We start from the raw sequence: 19020 nt of genomic DNA on the forward strand, positions 1-19020 counted from the left end.
TTAAAATGTTCAATTTATTTGCTCAGCCAATTGTTTTTATCTTCAGCAGAAAAGTTTCAGTCGACATTTAACAAAAACGTATCTTTATATTCTTTTAAAGCTTAGGCTTTTATTTATTGCGCAGCTTCCCAGGATCACTTGTGGCAAAAAAAACATTAAGCGGACAAATCCTAAAATGGTTTGCTATTTTTTTTATGACCATAACTTTGGGCTCGGCAATTTCGGGCTATTTTTTATACAACAAGCTCTCCGCCGACCTGCCTGATGTTAAGGCCCTGCATAATGTCCAGTACCAGACGCCTTTAAGTATTTACAGCAGAGATAATCAGCTGATTGCTCAATTTGGCGAAAAGAAACGCACACCGGTTAATATAGAAGATGTCCCGCAACAACTCATTAATGCGTTCATTGCCGCAGAAGATGACAGTTATTATGAGCATCCCGGCGTCGACTTTAAAGGTCTGCTTCGGGCAGGACTGCAACTTGCCTTAACCGGCAAGAAAAAACAGGGCGGCAGCACTATCACCATGCAGGTAACCCGCAACTTCCTGCTTAGTAGCGAAAAGACTTACACCCGTAAGTTAAAAGAAATAATGCTGGCGTTAAAAATAGAGCACGAGTACCCGAAAAATAAAATACTGGAACTCTACTTAAACCAGATTTTCATGGGCCACAGGGCCTATGGCATTGCCGCCGCCGCTCAAGTCTATTACGGCAAATCCTTAACCGAGCTGAGCCTGGCCGAACACGCCATGATTGCCGGCTTACCTAAAGCGCCGTCTATATATAATCCCATTACTAATGAGCTACGGGCGATTGAAAGGCGCAACTATGTCTTGCACCGCATGCTTGAACTTAACCATATTACTCAACAGGAATATGAGAATGCATCCCGGCAACCCTCTACCGCAAAGCTGCAATCGGTCACACCTGAGATTTCAGCGCTTTATTTAGCCGAAATGGTGAGGCAAAAAATTTTCGAGCTCTACGGCGAGCAAGCCTACACATCCGGATTTAAGGTCTACACAACAATAAACGGTGCGCTGCAAACTACCGCAAATGAGGCGCTTGCCAGTGCCTTGCATGCCTATGATCAACGCCACGGCTATCGCCACTTACGCATTAACAAAGCCAGTGAAGCTTCCGCTCCTGCTCACGCTCCTCGTCCACGTTCTGTAGACGAACTCCCGGTCATCGGCGATACGCTGCCTGCCACGGTTCTACAGTTAAAAAATAATCTCGCAACGGCCAGCCTTCAAGACCGCACTGTCATAGAAATACCGTGGGAAAACATTAAATGGGCCGGCAGCCCTATCGGAACCCTATTAAAAACCGGCGATATTATCCGCGTTCGTCAACTGCCTAATAATACTTGGGCTTTAACGCAAGTACCCGAGGCAGAGGGGGCATTAGTTTCACTAAACCCTGCTAATGGCGCCATTTTAGCGTTAACCGGCGGCTTCGATTTTTACCGCAACAAATACAATCGCGCGACCCAATCAAAAAGACAGCCGGGGTCAGGCTTTAAGCCCATCATTTACACTACGGCTCTGGAACAAGGTTACACCTCCGCCAGCCTGATTAATGATGCGCCCATCGTCATCGACAATCCGGGCCAGGAAAATGAGTGGCGGCCGGAGAATTACAGCAAGAAATTCTACGGCCCGACCAGCATCAGAGCGGCTATCACTCATTCAAGAAACATTATTTCCATTCGCTTATTGAAGGAAATGGGTATTGAAAAAGCGGTCGAGACGGCATTGCGCTTTGGTTTTATTGAAGATCAAATACCCAAGACCCTCTCTTTGGCATTGGGTAGCGGTTATGCATCTCCACTGCAAATGGCACGGGTTTACGCCACATTTGCCAACGGCGGCTTCCTGGTCAAACCTTATTTTATTGAACGCATTGAATCCAACGAAGGCGAAATTATTTACCAAGCCAAGCCTAAAACAGCCTGTCCTGCCTGCGACAGTAGCCAGGAATTAAACCGCAACTACGCCCCGAGGATTATTACGCCGCAAATTTGTTTCCTGATGAATTCGCTATTAAGAGATGTCGTTCAACATGGCACGGCAACAGGCGCAAAAGTATTGGGCAGACAAGATCTTGCTGGAAAAACAGGAACCACCAACGAACAGAGAGATGCCTGGTTCAATGGCTATACGCAAACCAATGTTGCGACCGCATGGATCGGATTTGATGACTTTTCGCCCCTGGGAAATCTTGAAACCGGCGGCGTAGCTGCGTTGCCGATGTGGGTAGAGTTTATGCGAATAGCCTTAAAAGACACCCCGGAAACCCCGCTTGAAATGCCGGAAGGTATCGTCAAAGCGTTCATAAGACCTGAAACCGGCTTGTTAGCAGCCGCCGCAGATAAAGGAGGGATATGGGAGTACTTTCAATCGGAACATGTACCAACCAGTTTTGCACCTGGTGGCTCTATAGCCGGCTCTAATCAGCCCGATGAAAAATTGACTGAAGACCTGTTTTGATAGGATATGCGGAGCGGGTTTAGAACCCGCTCCTACCCATCAAATCAGCTTAATTGACCGTGACACTGCTTAAACTTCTTGCCTGAACCGCAAGGACACGGATCATTGCGACCCACTTTACTGCCCTCTCTGACAAATGGCTGTTCCGCAGTAGCAGCCGCTTCTTCCTGCTCAGGGGCAGCAGCCTGTAACGACTCTTCATAAGCATCCAAAGCCGGGGCCTGTGCATGCTCAAAATGCATTTCCCTGGGCGCTTGCATTTGCTCATCAAGCGCATGAACGTCTTCTTCCTTTCTAACCTGGACTTTAAACAGAATCCCTATCACTTCATACTTGATATGTTCAAGCAGGTTAGTAAACATTTCAAACGCTTCGCGCTTGTATTCCTGTTTGGGGTCTTTTTGCGCATAACCTCTAAAATGAATACCCTGACGCAAATAATCCATCGCCGCCAGATGCTCTTTCCAGCTGTTATCCAGTACTTGCAGCATCACTGATTTTTCAAAATGCCGTAACACTTCCTTAGACATTTGCTGTTCTTTGTCTTTATGGTTTTGTTCCAGAATCTCGATAATACGTTTACGTAATGACTCTTCCTGCAACGAGTGATCTTCATCCAGCATTTTGCGCACAGGAATTTCAACGTTAAATTCCTGATGCAAATGTTCTTCCAGCCCCTTGATGTCCCACTGCTCGACCATAGTTCTGGGCGGGATATACTGAGTAATCACATTATTGACCACATCCTCGCGTATCGCAGTGATAATGTCGGATATTTCCTCAGCCGCCATCAGCTCATTGCGCTGCGCATAGACAACCTTACGTTGGTCATTGGCAACATCATCATAAGCCAAGATTTCTTTACGCACATCGAAATTGCGGCCTTCAACCTTGCGTTGAGCGCTTTCGATAGAGCGGGTTACCCAAGGATGCTCAATGGCTTCACCATTGCCCATACCCAATTTCTGCATCAAGCCCGCTACACGATCCGACGCAAAAATACGCATCAGATCGTCTTGCAGCGACAGATAGAAACGGGTTGATCCGGGATCGCCCTGACGACCCGAACGGCCTCTTAACTGGTTGTCGATACGACGCGATTCATGACGCTCGGAACCGATGACATGCAAGCCGCCGGTGGCAATAACCTGCTCATGTCTGTCCAGCCAAACGCCACGAACACGATCCTTTTCGGCTTCGCCGGCATCTTCGCCCAGCGCCGCCAGTTCCGCTTCCAGATTACCGCCGAGCACAATATCGGTACCCCGTCCAGCCATGTTGGTCGCGATAGTAACCGCTCCCGGCATACCGGCCTGTTCAATGATATGGGCTTCGCGCTCGTGTTGTTTGGCGTTAAGCACTTCGTGTTTAATGCCCTGTTTTTGCAACAATGCGGACAGCCGCTCGGAGTTTTCAATCGACGTGGTTCCCACCAACACCGGTTGCCCACGACTCACGCATTCTTTAATATCGTCAGCAACAGCGACGTATTTCTCGTCGGCGGTCAGGAACACGACATCCCCTAAGTCCCTTCGAACCATAGGGCGATGTGTAGGAATGACTACAACTTCAAGGCCGTAAATCTTGTTCAATTCGAACGCTTCGGTATCCGCAGTACCGGTCATACCGGACAGTTTTTCGTACAAGCGGAAATAATTCTGGAATGTAATCGAGGCCAGTGTCTGGTTTTCATTTTGAATGGCGACATTCTCTTTCGCTTCAATCGCCTGATGCAAGCCTTCCGACCAGCGGCGTCCCGGCATCACGCGTCCGGTAAACTCATCGACGATAATCACTTCATTATTGGCGACGATATAATCGACGTCTTTTTTGAATAAAACGTGACCCCGCAATGAAGCGCTCAGGTAATGCATCAGGCGGATGTTGGTCGCGTCATACAGACTGCTACCTTCTTCCATCAAGCCATGTTCGACCATTAAATGCTCAACATGTTCGTGGCCCGCTTCAGTCAGGTATAACTGGCGTACTTTTTCATCGACTGTGTAATCGCCCGGTTCGCCTTCTTTTTCCTGTTTGCTCAGGAACGGGATGATCTTATTAACTTTGACATAGATCTCGGTGCTTTCTTCGGTAGGCCCGGAGATAATCAGCGGCGTTCTCGCTTCATCGATAAGGATCGAATCCACCTCATCGACAATAGCAAAGCTTAAATCCCGCTGGACTTTTTGCTCCAGGCTAAAAGCCATATTGTCGCGCAGGTAATCAAAGCCGAATTCGTTGTTGGTGCCGTAAGTAATGTCTGACGCATAGGCCTTGCGCCGTTCGTCGCTGTCCATCTGGCTGATAATCACGCCGGTAGTCAGGCCTAAAAAGCCGTAAAGCCGACCCATCCATTCGGAGTCGCGCTTGGCCAGATAGTCATTCACCGTCACAACATGCACGCCGCGTCCCGGCAAAGCATTCAAATAGGCCGCCAAGGTCGCCATCAGGGTCTTGCCCTCACCGGTTTTCATTTCGGCAATTTTGCCGTCATGGAGGATCATGCCGCCGATCAATTGCACATCGAAATGGCGCATACCGAAGACTCTAGTCGACGCTTCCCTGACTGTCGCAAACGCTTCTGGAAGCAGATTGTCCAGTTTTTCACCTTGCGCCAAGCGATCACGAAATTCCTGTGTTTTTGCTTTTAACGCATCATCAGATAATTTTTCGTATTCAGAAGCGAGCGTATTGATCTTTTTAACCAATGCTCTTTTCTTCTTTATCAGCCTGTCATTACGGCTACCTATAACAAATCTAACCAACTTACCCAGCATGTTTTTTTCCGGTATGAATTTAGTAAATGATTGAATAAAAGCATGAGATTATATACCGTCTACTATTTAAGTGACAGTTAAAAACACCGTTTATCCCCTTGACAAAAGGCTTCAATATTAACAAAGCGCATTTGAAAATCAATATCAAAGGTTTCGTTCAGGGACTTGGCTTTCGCCCGTTCATTGTTCGCCTTGCCCGGCAACATCGGCAAAAAGGTTGGGTTGCCAATACCGGCAGCGGTATAACTATTGACATTGAAGGCCTGTCCGAGCACCAGCAAGACTTTCTTGACAACCTACATAATCAATTGCCGCCCTTTGCAAAAATCGACTCTTTATCCATAGCCACGCTGCCGCTGGCAGGCTTTGACGATTTCCAAATTAAAGCCAGCAAGACTGACGACAAACAATCCGCTTTTGTGCTGCCGGACATCGCCGTGTGCCCTGATTGCGTCCGCGATATTTTCGACCCCGCCAGCCGCTATTATCGCTACCCGTTCACCAGCTGTTGCCATTGCGGGCCGCGCTACAGCCTTATGACCCGACAACCGTACGACCGCAGCCGAACCGGAATGGCGGCATTCAAATCCTGTCCCGCCTGCTTTAAGGACTACCAAGCCATCGACAACCGGCGCTTCCACGCCCAAACCATCGCCTGCCCAAACTGCGGCCCCAACCTAAGTTTGCTTGATGAGTCAAGAAACCTGCTAGCCGAAAAGCACGATGCATTACGCGAAGCAATCGGGCAGTTGCAGAACGGCAAAATCGTCGCCATTAAAGGCATAGGCGGCTATCAATTGCTGGTTGATGCAAGCAATCAGCAAGCCGTCGAACGCCTCAGGCTGCGTAAACATCGCCCGCAAAAACCCTTTGCCTTGATGGTGGCCGATTTGGGGACGGCACAGCAGCTTTGCAAGATTAACGCGCTTGAACAACAAACCCTGAGTTCTGCCGCCGCGCCTATTGTGCTATTAAATCGTTGGGATACGGCATGTGGGGGCGACTTCAGTCGCCCATTCGCCCTTACATCTGCGGTTGCCCCCGGCAGCAACCTGCTCGGCGTCATGCTGCCTTATTCGCCTCTGCACCACTTGTTACTGAGCAAAGACAGCGCCGAGCAACCGCTGCATGTGTTGGTCGCAACCAGCGGCAACCGCCATAACGAACCCATCTGCATCGATGAACAGCAGGCATTGACACGGCTTGCAGGCATTGCCGATTATTTCCTGACCCATGATCGCCCTATCCTGCGCCCGCTTGACGATTCCGTGGTCCGGCTCATCAACGGTAAAATCACCGTCTTGCGCAGGGCCCGAGGCTACGCCCCCCTGCCGATCGCGTTAAAGACAGCCATGCCCGACACGCTGGCATTGGGCGGCCAGCTAAAAAACACAGTCGCGATCAGCCATGAAAACCATATTATCGTAAGCCAGCATCTTGGCGATCTTGATGTGGAAGCGACCCAACAACAATTCCAGGCCACGCTGACGGACTTGCAGGACTTCTACCAAATCACTCCGACACGCATCATGCACGATCTGCACGGCGGCTATGCCAGCAGCCGGTTCGCCGCCAATCTGCCCCAGTCAACCCTGCCGGTACAGCATCATTACGCCCATGCCTTGTCCTGCATGGCCGAGCACGGGCTGGAACCGCCCGTACTCGGCATCTGCTGGGATGGTTCGGGCCTTGGCACCGACAACACCCTGTGGGGCGGCGAATTCCTGATTATTCACAAGCAGGGCTTTGAACGCTACGCCCATTTTGCCCCGTTTTCATTGCCCGGCGGGCATAAAGCCATACAGGAACCCAGGCGCGCGGCATTGGGCCTGCTCTACGAAACCTTTGGCACCAGCGTATTCGAGCGCCAAGACCTGCCCTTTTCCGCGCAGGAATTAAATTTATTGCAATCGGCGTTAAGCCGTGAACTCAACTGTCCGCGTACCACCAGCGCAGGGCGCTTATTCGATGCCATCGCCAGCTTGCTGGGACTATGCCATATCAATGGCTACGAAGGCCAGGCGGCCATGGCTCTGGAACAAAGCGCCGCATCAACCGCATCCGAGCTACACTATGACTTCCGCATCCAGGCCAAAACGCCCATTATCGTCGACTGGAAAATCACCCTGGAACAGCTCTTGGAAGACATGCAACATAACCCGGCTGAGCTAATCGCCGCCAAGTTTCACAACACCTTGGCCGAAATCATACAGGCCATAGCCCTAATGGCCGGGCAAAAAACAATTGTCCTGAGCGGCGGCTGTTTTCAAAATGCCTGCCTTACGGAAAACGCGGCCAAGCGATTAACGCATTCGGGCTTTAAGGTATACTGCCATGAAAACATACCCCCTAACGACGGCGGACTGGCTCTCGGCCAGCTGTATGCCGCAAAATATATTGGATAACCTATGTGTCTAGCCGTACCCGGACAAATTATCAGCCTGTCTGACGACACCGACTCCCTGGCGCGCACCGGGCGCGTTAACTTCTCCGGTATCATCAAAGATATCAGCCTGGCCTACGTGCCGGAAGCCAAAATCAACGATTATGTCATCGTTCATGCCGGTTTCGCGCTGTCTGTTCTGGATGAAGCCGAGGCTCTGGCCAGTCTTGAAGCGTTCAATGATTTGGCGGATTTAGAGTCTAAGCTATGACAAGCATGAACTACCTGGATGAGTTTCGTGACCCGGCAACTGCAAAAAAAATAGCGACCGCGATAAAAACCGTCACTACGCAACCGTGGAATATCATGGAAGTATGCGGCGGGCAGACCCATAGCATTATCAAATATGGTATCGATCAGCTACTACCTGAGCAAATCAACCTGATCCACGGCCCCGGCTGCCCGGTTTGCGTCACGCCGCTGGCTTATATCGATAAGGCGTTGGCGATTGCCGCGCAGCCCAATGTGATTTTCTGCTCTTTCGGCGACATGTTGCGCGTCCCCGGCTCGCATCATGATTTGCTCAGCCTGAAAGCGCAGGGCGCCGATATTCGCATCGTCTATTCGCCGATGGATGCGCTGAATATTGCCAAGCTTAATCCCGGCAAGCAGGTGGTGTTTTTCGGCGTCGGCTTTGAAACCACCGCACCGACCACGGCCTTGGCCGCCTATCAGGCCAGACAGCAACGGCTGGACAACTTCTCATTGCTGATTTGCCACGTCCGCGTGCCTCCGGTGATGCAGGCGCTGCTCGACTCGCCCGACAACCAGGTGCAAGGCTTTCTGGGCGCAGGCCATGTCTGTTCGATCATGGGTTACCACGAATATCTGCCGCTATCGGCTCACTATAAAATTCCTATCGTGATCACCGGCTTTGAGCCGGTCGATATCCTGCACGGCCTGTACCTGTGCATCAAGCAGTTGGAAGAAAACCGTTACCAGGTTGAAAACGAATACAGCCGCGTGGTCAAAGAGCAAGGCAATCAGCCCGCGCAACAGCTGCTAAGCCAGGTGTTCGACGTCGTCGACAGAAGCTGGCGTGGCCTTGGCGAAATTGCCTTAAGCGGTCTGGCACTCAAGGCCGAATACGACAACTGGAACGCCGAACAACGTTTTGCGGTCACCGCGATTAACACCCAAGAACCTGCTGCCTGCCGCAGCGGCGAAGTGCTGCAAGGCTTGATCAAGCCCGCCCAATGCGCCGAATTCGGCACAACTTGCACGCCCGAACACCCGCTGGGCGCCACCATGGTTTCGTCCGAAGGCGCGTGCGCCGCTTATTACCGCTATCGTCGCCATCAACATGCCTGAGATAAAACTGAACTGTCCCCTGCCCCTGCAATACGAACAAATCGTCATGGCCCATGGCGGCGGCGGCCGCCTGATGCAGCAATTGCTGGACAGCCTGATCCAGCCGGTATTCAGCAATCCCCTGCTGAACCAGAAACACGATAGCGCTATATTAAACGTCAACGGCTCCAGGCTGGCCTTTACCACCGACTCTTACGTCGTCAAGCCGCTGTTTTTTTCCGGGGGCGATATCGGCAAGATGGCGGTATGCGGGACCTTGAACGATCTGGCCATGAGCGGCGCAAAGCCGTTATACCTGAGCTGCGCGCTAATTATTGAAGAAGGTTTTCCGATCAAGGACTTGCAACGCATCGTCGAATCCATGCAGCAGGCCGCGCAACAAGCCGGAGTATTGATCGTGACCGGCGACACCAAAGTGGTCGATCACGGCAGCGGCGACGGGGTTTATATCAACACCGCCGGCATCGGTCTGATCGGCGAAAACGTCAACGTGTTGCCCGCCAACATTCAAGTGGGCGACAGCATCATCATCAACAGCGACATAGCGCGGCACGGCATTGCGGTTATGCTGGAGCGCGAAGGCATGAACTTCGACAGCAGCATAACCAGCGACTGCGCCGACCTGTCCGGCCTGGTTCAGGATTTGCTTCAAACCGGCATTGAAATACACTGCATGCGCGATTTAACGCGCGGCGGCCTGGCCAGTTGCCTGATCGAGCTGGCCGCCACCTCGCACCATGCCATTGAAATCAGCGAAGCGGCGTTACCGGTACATCAAGACGTTAACAGCGCCTGTGAAATTTTGGGCTTCGATCCGCTGTATATCGCCAACGAAGGCTGTTTTGCGCTATTTGTTCCAAAAGCGCAGACAGAGCAAGCCCTGAGCGCGTTGCACCGGCATCCGCTGGGCCAGCAGGCCTGTCGGATCGGCGAGGTTAAAGCGGCGCATCCTCGAGGCGCAGTCACGCTGCAAACGGCAATGGGCATCAGCCGGGTTCTGGATTTATTAAGCGGCGAGCAGTTGCCGAGGATTTGTTAATGCATAAACATCACTATTAAGCGGACAGCCCGTCTATTCAATCAATACCCTGCAAAACAGACCAATTAATTCACCACGAAGACTGCATGGATGCAGGAGGTAGAGCACCAACAGTAGGCGCTTTAGGCGACGCAGGAGCAGTTGCCGAGAGCACGAAGTTTTTACCTGGCTTTTCTTCGTATCCTTCGTGTCTTCGTGGTGAGAAGCTTTAAATCAATGCTTTGGGCAAATACCAATCTAAAACCCGGACTCTCTAATAAACACCGCAGCAACTTGGCGCCATAACGATGAAGCAATGCTTTCGGGTTTGCCTGCAATCAGCACATTGCCTTTGATGGCCCGATTGATCGATTCGCCGTTTTCCATAGGCTGTAGCCAGACTCGGTAAACCGATGTCTCGGGAACCAATACATCTTGCTTGTTGCCCCGAATGGCAATGCTTCCGTTGTAACGGGAGGTAAAAATGGGCGGCAGCTGCAATGCGGCGGCGCTATCGATGCGCACAATCCGGCACTTTATGCCCGGCCAGTCCAATTGCTCGGGGTAAAAATCGGCTATAGCACCGGGCTGAACCTGTCCCAGATGATCTTCCGCCAAAAAAGCCTCTATCTGGTAAGCATCGAACTGCCCCACCGTTAACAGCGGTTCGTCCTTGGCTATCCATTCTCCGACATTCAACTGATCGTTAACGTCGATAATTTCACCGTCAAAAGGCGCCTGAATGGTCAGGCGCTTCTGTTCTGCCATAAGACTATCATATTCGCTGACCGCACTTTCCAGCTCGGTCAATGCCACCAGATGCCGATTGCTCAGGTTTTTTTCCTGCCCGTGAAAAGACACCTCCCACTTTAACGACTCGATCTTTATTCTGCTTTGTTCAAGTTTTGCTTCAAGGTCAGAAGAATTGAACTGAATCAGCGGCTGTCCCGCCTTAACGGTTTCGCCTTTAGCGACCAGAATCCGGTCCAACTTGCCTGGCAACGGCATAAAAAGCTCGGTATGGGCGGCTATTTTCAGCAATCCGGGCGCTTCAATGCGGCTCTTCCACGGAATAAACAAAATGCCGATGACGATCAGCACGGCGGACAAGGTCGTCAGCGTATTGCGATTCCATTCCATGTGTTGGCGATGGTCAATCCAGTGCTTAAGTTCTTTGACGATAGGGAGCATGATAAACCAGCCAACTTCGACCATCATTAACAACAGGCCGAGTAATTTAAAGAAAAAGTGGTACACCAGTAAGGCGATGCCCAGAAACAGGAAAAAACGGTAAATCCAGGTACTCCAGGCATAAATCAACAGTAACCGCTGAGTATGCGGCGGGAAGCGCTCCGGCACCTCATCGGCAAAACCGAACAATATCCGCCGCAGCTGCCAACGCCCCAGCGCGAATGCCCTGTTTTGCAGGTTCTCAATCCCCCAATAATCGGACAACAGGAAATAACCGTCAAAGCGCATCAATGGGTTTAGATTGACGAACAGGGTCATGATCCAGGTGGTTGTCGCCATCAAAAATACGCTGCTGCGCAACGGGCCGTCGGGCAAGAAATGCCACAACGTGGTGCACAATACGGCCAGCCCCAATTCGGCGGCAATACCGCCAAAACCGATCGCCAGCCGTTGCCGCCGTGAGGTCAATTTCCAGGCCTCGCTGGCATCGGTATATAACACCGGCATCATCACCAGAAAAGCCACGCCCATCGCGGAAACCCGGCAACCGTAACGATGGGCGGTATAGGCATGACCCAATTCATGCAGGGTTTTAGTCAAAGTCAGCGCTGCGGCGTAATAAACAAAGCCTTCCGCCGAAAAAAAATGCAGGAACGTCCGGCTGAACATGTCCCAGCGATCAACCAGCAAATACAAATTGACCATGACCAGCGCCATCAATACATACAGCACCCTCGGCTGATAGAGCCAGCGCAGCGCCGGATAAGTGCGGGCCAGGAAACGATCTGGGCGGAACAGCGGAATTTTAAAAAACAGGTAATGGTGTATCAGCCAGGTAAACCAGTGATAATGCGCGGCCTTGGCTTGCAGGACCAGCCGTTGCATAGCCTCTTTTCCTCTGACCTGAAGCAAGTTATGGGCGGCTAGAAACTGCAATAGATGCTGAATGTCGTCAACGCTGACGGCAAACAAGCCGTGCTTTGATAATTGCTCGCTGATGGCCTCGGGCGAGTTCAGGTTCCAATGCGCCAGAATCTCGCTTTCAAGTTGCCCGATACGATAGAAATGCTGATTGACCGGATCGTAAAGCGTCCAGGTGGGGGAGCCGTCAAATGCGCAAGGCCCCGGAAACAGATCCAGTTCTTCACGCAGCGGCGGCAGGTTAATTACATTCCCATCCATTGTCTCAAGGCCGCCAGAGGTCTTCTTAACACATAGTAAACAAACGGAACCCGCGAGCCAAAAACCTTAGCAGTCCCTTTCAGGCCGATTCTCGGCAACATCTCCCCTTGCTTGAACCGGGCTTTCAATCGATAAGCCAAAGCCTCATCCGGCGTAACTTCGGCTTGATAAGCCGCAAAATAAAGATCCGCCGAAATCGGCGCGGCCGGATCGATATTCAAGAAAAACTGCACCTTGGCGCCCGGTTCCAGATTGATCGCATCGGCAACAGGCAACTGCACTTCCAGCTCGACATCGGCAGGGTCGGCGACCATCAGGATGCGTTCGCCGACGGTGACCGGTTTGCCTATCCAGTCGTTGATATCGGAGAACACCGCTATGCCGGCGTGGGGCGCTTTAATGTCGATGCGCGCCAGCCAATCCTCCATGCTGCGCACTTCGGCTTCCTGCTGTTCGGTTCGGCTTTTAAGAATGTTGACCTGCGCCTTGCTGTCCATATCGAACATCGCCTGCTGCGCGGTTTTGCGGTATTCGGCTTCGGCAACCGCCAACGCCTTGCGGGTGACGGTCAGCTTGTTTTTAATGGTCTCTTCTTCAAGACTTAACAATGGCTGGTCTTTGGCCACCTGCTCATTGGGCTGAACGTAAAACCGGTCGACAACGCCGTCAATAGCGGCCCTAAGGATGGTCGGATGGGCAGGAATGACGCTGGCCGGAGCCAGCGCCGTTTGCCGTACCGGAATCCATACCAGACAAAACAGCACGGCCAGACCGGTCATCAGGCGCTTTTTGGTCAGCCAATCCTGCTTCCAGAACGGCGGCCTGGGCGCCAAAGCCGCCCAGGCATGGCCGAAAGTGTCCGCCACATGCTCCAGCAAATAAAGTTCGCCATCCGTCCAGCCGGACTCTCGCGCCAGCAACAGCCCGGCTTGCGGCGTAGCGCCATAGGCCGACACCGGCAGCCACAAGGCATGGGCGGGCAACCATTGCGGCCACTGCCCGGCAATGTAGTCCTCAAAGTCTTCTGCGGTTAAAGGGCGAATCGTCCCTGACGTGTCTGCGGACAACTGCTTGAAAACCTGTTTCAACCAGTTTATATAGGGGGCATTCGTATCGATCACCGACAAACCGGAGACCGCAACCACCTCTGAATTGTCTATTCGCCATAATGCCGCCTGACGGAATTCAATCAGGCTACGGCTGTCGTTAACCAGCGTATAGGCCAGCGCTTCGGCAGTATCGGCATTACGAAAAGATTTTTCCAGTTGCAGCAGCGTCGACAGCACCGTCAATTGGCGCTGGGACTCGGTCATGGCATTAGTCATTGCTTGACAGTCGGCCGTGTTGGTTCAGTAACGGTTGCAGAACTTCCGTCCGAGGCAGTCGCCGCTGCGAAAACAGCCCGGCCGCTCATCCCGGCCAGGAGATCATCGGTTTTGGCGGTGATGACGCCGGTAATTTTAATGGATTGGCTGACAGCATCGATACGCGCTCCGACCATCTTGACCTTGGCCGGATACTCTCGCTGCGTCTCTTCAAGGAAAACCTTAAACTCAGAACCCGATTTCAACCACTTCAACCAATGGGAGGGCACCAGTACAGTCACTTCAAGCTGGCTGTCATCCAGGACATCCAGAATCGGATCGCCGGCTTTGACATATTGGTAGCGCTGCACCATGCGCTCGGCCACTCGTCCCGAAAAAGGCGCGGTAATCGTACATTTTTGCAACACGGCCCCCATCAAGGCAATATCGGCTTTAGCCTTGGCAACTTCGGCAGCCGCCATTTCAAGCTCCAGCGGACTCATCGAATTGAGCTTGGTTAAACGGGTATTAACCTCATAGGTTTTTTCGGCGGCCTGCACCACGGCCTGCGCCTTTTTCAATTGCGCCTGCTGTTCGGCGCAATTGAAAGCAACCAGCAAGTCCCCTTGCTTGAATCGTTCGCCCTCCTGGACATTGAGCTGAACAATTTTCGCCGCCATTTCACTGGACAGGATCGACGAATGCTGTGCATTGAGTTGAGCGCGAATTTCAGCCGGTTCCGAGGCATAAGTTGTGCTAAACGCGCTAAAGCCTGCGGTACAGATGAGCAATCTTAAAAAAGTATGCATGATAAGTCTTGGTTATTTGCTGAGGTTTATACATGGCAAGCCATGTAGGTCGGGTTAGCGTAGCGTAACCCGACATTTGCCGCTTCGATGCATTGGATTACGCTAACCCACCCCCCGACTGTTAGGCTAATTTTACCTGGCTACACTTGAATCAACAGCCGACAGCTGCTCTGTAGCCTGTTTCGCTGCCGAAGGGAATCGCCCGGCCTGCCAGTTTTTGTCTACCGCTTCAATGGAATTGGCCAACGTCTTGATATCGTAATTCTCAATAAAGGCCGGCAACGGATCGAGGCCCAGTGACACATAAACCCTGCCCAGCGAACTTTGTATGCTGGCATAAGCTTCCAGCAGTTGCAGGCGCGACATCAAGGCATTGGTCGTCGCACGGATGCGTTCCAACTCGGTTTTCGCTTCATTTTCGGCATCGTTGCTGATATGCGTTGAAATTTTCTGGGTGATACCATCCAATTCCTGAGTGCGCTTATACTGCTGCTCCGCTACCAGGAACTGCTGGTAGGACAAATGAACTTGTGTCAATACCGCCATATAAACCGACAACCGGCGCGTATCGCCGAGCTTTTCCTGGGCGTCTATCTGGCTAAAACGTGCCGGAGCCGAGACCAACTCCATCAGGTTCTGGCTGATTAAGCCGCTCAATTCCAGCCAGTTGTTATTTAACAGGTAGGAGTTGCTGTCGAAGTTATAGCCGGTTCTGAATTCGATGCCGGGAAGCAGGCGCACCATAGCTTTATGGGCCTCTTCCGTGGTAATGCGGTTGTTGTAAATCTCCTCGCGCAATTCAGGGCGTAATTGCAAGGCCATTTCTTCCATCTTGTCGATAGCCAATGAAAATTCCGGCGCTTGCAGCGCGCTGTTTTCAGGCAATTTCAACTGAAATTTCTGGCTGGGCGATACGCCCAATAAAGAGGCCAGTTCGGTTTTGGCAAGACGGAGAGTTTCCGACAATTCTTCCAGTTTGCGGATGATTTCCAACAGATCTTTTTGATATTGCAATATGGCCAGCGGCGCGGCCAACCGTTCGCTTTCAATATTCTGCGCGTCTTTCAATGCCTGTCTGGCGCCGCCCAGGATTTTTTCAATCTCCCCTTCCAATTGCTGGGTTCCTGCCATGCGCCAGAATGCGGTGCGCACATCCTGCATCAATAACTGTGCAGTTTTGCGCCGGCTTTCTTCGGCAACCAAAACCCGGTTGGCGTCCTGCTTGGCCTGAAAATAGCTGACGCCAAAATCCAGCACGTTCCAGCTGAAAGTAAAGTCGTAAACCTTCCGCGACCGGTCTTGAGAGGTCGATGACTGCAATTGCTGAGCGCCAGTAACCGCGTTACGGCTGTTAGAAGCGTTGTAATTATCGCGTCCCCGATAACCCGCCGAAGCGATCAGATCCGGCAATAAGCTGAATTTTGCCAAATCGGACTGTCCGTCAGCGACGGCATGCTCCATCATCTTGACGCGGTGATTAAGATTATATTTTAACGCTCTGGCCATAGCGTCATACACGGTGAGGGGCGCAACAATAGGTTCCTGTTTTGCAAAAATAACCTGTTTATCGGCATTAAGCGATGCCTGTTGTTCGGTTTGAGTAATCGGTTCCGGCATAATGGCGCAACCGGCTAACAAGGCAACACCGGTAAGACCGGCGATAAATCGGGGGGCTGGATGATTCATGATATATTTTTATTATTAGTGTATTGAAAAAAATTACAGGCGGCTCTGCCCGCCTTGATTTACTACCATCATATCCGCAAACCGTATAGGCAAAATGTACCCGGCAATGGATATGTAAAGTTTACGTTGGAAGGACATCGCATGTCCCCCCTCACCGTCTGCGCCAGTTCCCAAGCTTCAACCTGGGATCAAGCGGCATCCTGATCGTTGTTAACCAGACTTGCCAAACTGTCCAGTAACTTCTGGCGCTGGAACTCAAAGCCTTTACTGCCTGCCATCTGCAACTGCCGAGTCAAACCGGGCTTGCCGGCCTGGGCCAGCCCTTTATCGATCTGCTCCAATTGACTTTGCCGGTTTTGCCCTCTTCCCTGTCCCTGTCCCTGTCCCTGTCCCTGCGAATTATCTCTATCGCCATCATCGGACTGCTGATCTTGATCTTGCCCCTGACTTTGTTGATGAAAGCTATTCTTCTGCGGCTGCACCTTGACCAGGACAACCACCTGTTTGCCCTGACTGTCCCTTATGGTGACTTTTACGGTTATCGGGTGCGTTATAACGGCGCCTTCTTTTACCGTGACAGCTCCCGTACTAGGATTGACGCTGATAAACGACGGCAGGCTTTGCCCGCTAGCCTGCACGCCAGTAATAGTTATCAGTCCAGACGTGTTCAGCCCGGCAAAAACACTGGACGGCAGGTTAATGGTGCCGCCGGAGCTTCCGTTTCCATGTGAATCGACGCTCAGCTTCATATCCACAACGATGGTCTGGTTAGGACCGGAGCTGGAATTACTGTTGTCATTACCCCAGCTATTATTGCCAGAGGTGTTGCTGTTGTCCCAATTATGCGTATTACCCGCATTGTTGTTCTGACCGGCATGGGTACTATTGCCCATGCCGGTATTATTGCCCGTACCAGTGTTGTTACCTGTATTAGTATTGGTGTTATTGCCAGTACCGGCATCTGAACTGGGCTTGCTATCCGCATTGCCGGTTTGTTGAGTGAGATTGATGGGCGCTAAAGCCTCTACTTGAGCCGTTGCCGCACTGGCTACATTTTCCACAGTCCCTTGGCCATCAGTATAGGTAGCGACTACGGTAATAGTCTTGCCGACTTCCCCGTCTGTCAACACGTAGCTGTTGCCGGTTGCCCCGCTGATGTCAACACCGTCAGCTTTCCATTGATAGCTAATGGCGCCCAAACCATCAACATCTGCCAGCGTGTTGACGGCAGTCAGGATAGTTCCGACTATAGGCGTTGTTCCGCTGATGGTTACCGTGCCGGTAGACAGATCGTTAACCGGGTTCACCGTAATAGTGAAGGTCTGGGTGGCGCTGGTGTCGACACCGCCATTAGCCGTACCGCCGCTATCCCTGATCGACACGGTGACTGTCGCTGTGCCGCTGGCATTGGCCGCCGGGGTGTAGCTCAGGTTGCCGTTGCTGTCGATTGTCGGCTGCACGCTGAACAATGCGCTGTTGTTATTACTGGTAACAAAGCTCAGAGTTTGGCCGCTTTCGTCAGCAGGACCTGTGCTGAGACCGGTCGCCCAGCCCGCCACCGTTTGCGTGCCGGTATCTTCGTTGACGGCTTGGTCTGCGCCCTTGGTAAAGGCGGGAGCGTTGTTGACCGGATTCACCGTAATAGTGAAGGTCTGGGTGGCGCTGGTGTCGACACCGCCATTAGCCGTACCGCCGCTATCCCTGATCGACACGGTGACTGTCGCCGTGCCGCTGGCATTGGCCGCCGGGGTGTAGCTCAGGTTGCCGTTGCTGTCGATTGTCGGCTGCACACTAAACAACGCGTTGTTGTTATTGCTGGTGACAAAGCTCAGGGTTTGTCCGCTTTCGTCAGCCGGGCCTGTGCTGAGTCCGGTCGCCCAGCCCGCCACCGTTTGCGCGCCGGCATCTTCGTTGACGGTCTGGTCTGCGTCCTTGGTAAAGGCGGGCGCATCATTGACCGGGCTCACGGTGATGATAAAGGTCTGGGTGGCGCTGGTATCGACACCGCCATTAGCCGCGCCGCCGCTATCCCTGATCGACACGGTGACTGTGGCCGTGCCGTTGGCATTGGCCGCCGGGGTGTAGCTCAGGTTGCCGTTGCTGTCGATTGTCGGCTGCACACTAAACAACGCGTTGTTGTTATTGCTGGTGACAAAGCTCAGGGTTTGTCCGCTTTCGTCAGCCGGACCTGTGCTGAGGCCGGTCGTCCAACCCGCCACCGTTTGCGCGCCGGCATCTTCGTTGACGGTCTGGTCTGCGCCTTTGGTAAAGGCGGGCGCATCATTGACCGCCGTAATGCTGGTGCCGATTGTGTTAAGGCTGCCGGAAATGGCCGTAGTGCCGCCATTGGCCGAGCTGTCGGCAGTGACACGGGTTTCGGTACCGCCGGTGGTGGTACTGAAAGCGGCCGCATAGGTATTATCCAAAGCACGGATTGACAAAGTCGGCGGGGTGCCATTGAAATTAGCCGCAGGGACGAAGCGCACTTGGGTGCTGCTTGCCAGAGCCAACGCAGTAGCGCCGTCCGCGACCGTGCCGATAGCTTTCCAGTTGGCTCCGCCGTCGCTGCTGTATTGCCAGACGCCTTCCGTGACGGCATTGGCTGTATTGCCCACTACCAAAATACCGGGGCTGGTCGCGCCGCTATCCGTATCCTGGAAACTGTAGCCGGTTAAAGCGCTGATAGCGGTGCCGGCCGGGCTGGCCGCGTCTTCATTAATCGCAGCCAACGTCAGGTTGCCGGCACCGGTGGGCGCATTATTAATTAAAGTCAGCGTTATATCGTTGCCGTCGCCGCCCGCATA

General features: G+C 52.5%; 11 protein-coding genes. 5 read left to right on the forward strand and 6 right to left on the reverse strand.

Annotation, left to right across the window (positions count from 1 at the left end):
* Window positions 1-140 precede the first annotated feature (140 nt).
* A complete protein-coding gene (locus M0R47_RS01470) occupies window positions 141-2495 on the forward strand; it encodes a penicillin-binding protein 1A (RefSeq protein ID WP_292549293.1) in 2355 nt (784 codons plus the stop codon).
* Between the two features lie 44 nt (window positions 2496-2539).
* Here M0R47_RS01470 and secA read toward each other — a convergent pair whose 3' ends face one another.
* On the reverse strand, window positions 2540-5272 hold the full coding sequence (gene secA, locus M0R47_RS01475) for a preprotein translocase subunit SecA (protein ID WP_292549296.1): 2733 nt from the start codon (window positions 5270-5272) through the stop codon (window positions 2540-2542).
* Between the two features lie 131 nt (window positions 5273-5403).
* Between secA and hypF the strand changes: the two genes are divergently transcribed.
* The 4 genes from hypF to hypE are packed head-to-tail and all read left to right on the forward strand — an operon-like array spanning window position 5404 to window position 10065.
* A complete protein-coding gene (gene hypF, locus M0R47_RS01480; protein WP_292549299.1) occupies window positions 5404-7677 on the forward strand; it encodes a carbamoyltransferase HypF in 2274 nt (757 codons plus the stop codon).
* Window positions 7678-7680: 3 nt separating this feature from the next.
* Window positions 7681-7926, forward strand: a complete 246-nt coding sequence (locus M0R47_RS01485) for a HypC/HybG/HupF family hydrogenase formation chaperone (protein ID WP_292549301.1) — start codon at window positions 7681-7683, stop codon at window positions 7924-7926.
* Entirely contained in the window at window positions 7923-9026 is a 1104-nt protein-coding gene (gene hypD, locus M0R47_RS01490; RefSeq protein ID WP_292549303.1) for a hydrogenase formation protein HypD, read from the forward strand. Before M0R47_RS01485 ends, hypD begins: the two co-directional genes overlap by 4 nt.
* On the forward strand, window positions 9019-10065 hold the full coding sequence (hypE, locus tag M0R47_RS01495) for a hydrogenase expression/formation protein HypE (RefSeq protein WP_292549305.1): 1047 nt from the start codon (window positions 9019-9021) through the stop codon (window positions 10063-10065). Before hypD ends, hypE begins: the two co-directional genes overlap by 8 nt.
* 237 nt (window positions 10066-10302) lie before the next feature.
* On the opposite strand, the gene M0R47_RS01500 is transcribed toward hypE, so the two are convergent.
* From M0R47_RS01500 to M0R47_RS01520, 5 genes are all read right to left on the reverse strand, one after another.
* Window positions 10303-12417 (reverse strand): HlyD family efflux transporter periplasmic adaptor subunit, encoded by a 2115-nt coding sequence (locus tag M0R47_RS01500; RefSeq protein WP_292549308.1) that lies wholly within the window; start codon window positions 12415-12417, stop codon window positions 10303-10305.
* A complete protein-coding gene (locus M0R47_RS01505) occupies window positions 12402-13730 on the reverse strand; it encodes an HlyD family efflux transporter periplasmic adaptor subunit (protein WP_292549310.1) in 1329 nt (442 codons plus the stop codon). The genes M0R47_RS01500 and M0R47_RS01505 overlap by 16 nt, the downstream gene beginning before the upstream one ends.
* Window positions 13731-13738: 8 nt before the next feature.
* On the reverse strand, window positions 13739-14530 hold the full coding sequence (locus M0R47_RS01510) for an efflux RND transporter periplasmic adaptor subunit (RefSeq protein ID WP_292549313.1): 792 nt from the start codon (window positions 14528-14530) through the stop codon (window positions 13739-13741).
* 132 nt (window positions 14531-14662) lie between these two features.
* A complete protein-coding gene (locus M0R47_RS01515) occupies window positions 14663-16216 on the reverse strand; it encodes a TolC family protein (protein WP_292549315.1) in 1554 nt (517 codons plus the stop codon).
* Between the two features lie 188 nt (window positions 16217-16404).
* Window positions 16405-19020 (reverse strand): Ig-like domain-containing protein (locus M0R47_RS01520; protein WP_292549317.1); only part of this gene is annotated, 2616 nt, incomplete at its 5' end.

The sequence above is a fragment of the Methylobacter sp. genome (assembly GCF_023227905.1).
In the GTDB taxonomy this organism is placed as follows: domain Bacteria; phylum Pseudomonadota; class Gammaproteobacteria; order Methylococcales; family Methylomonadaceae; genus Methylobacter_A.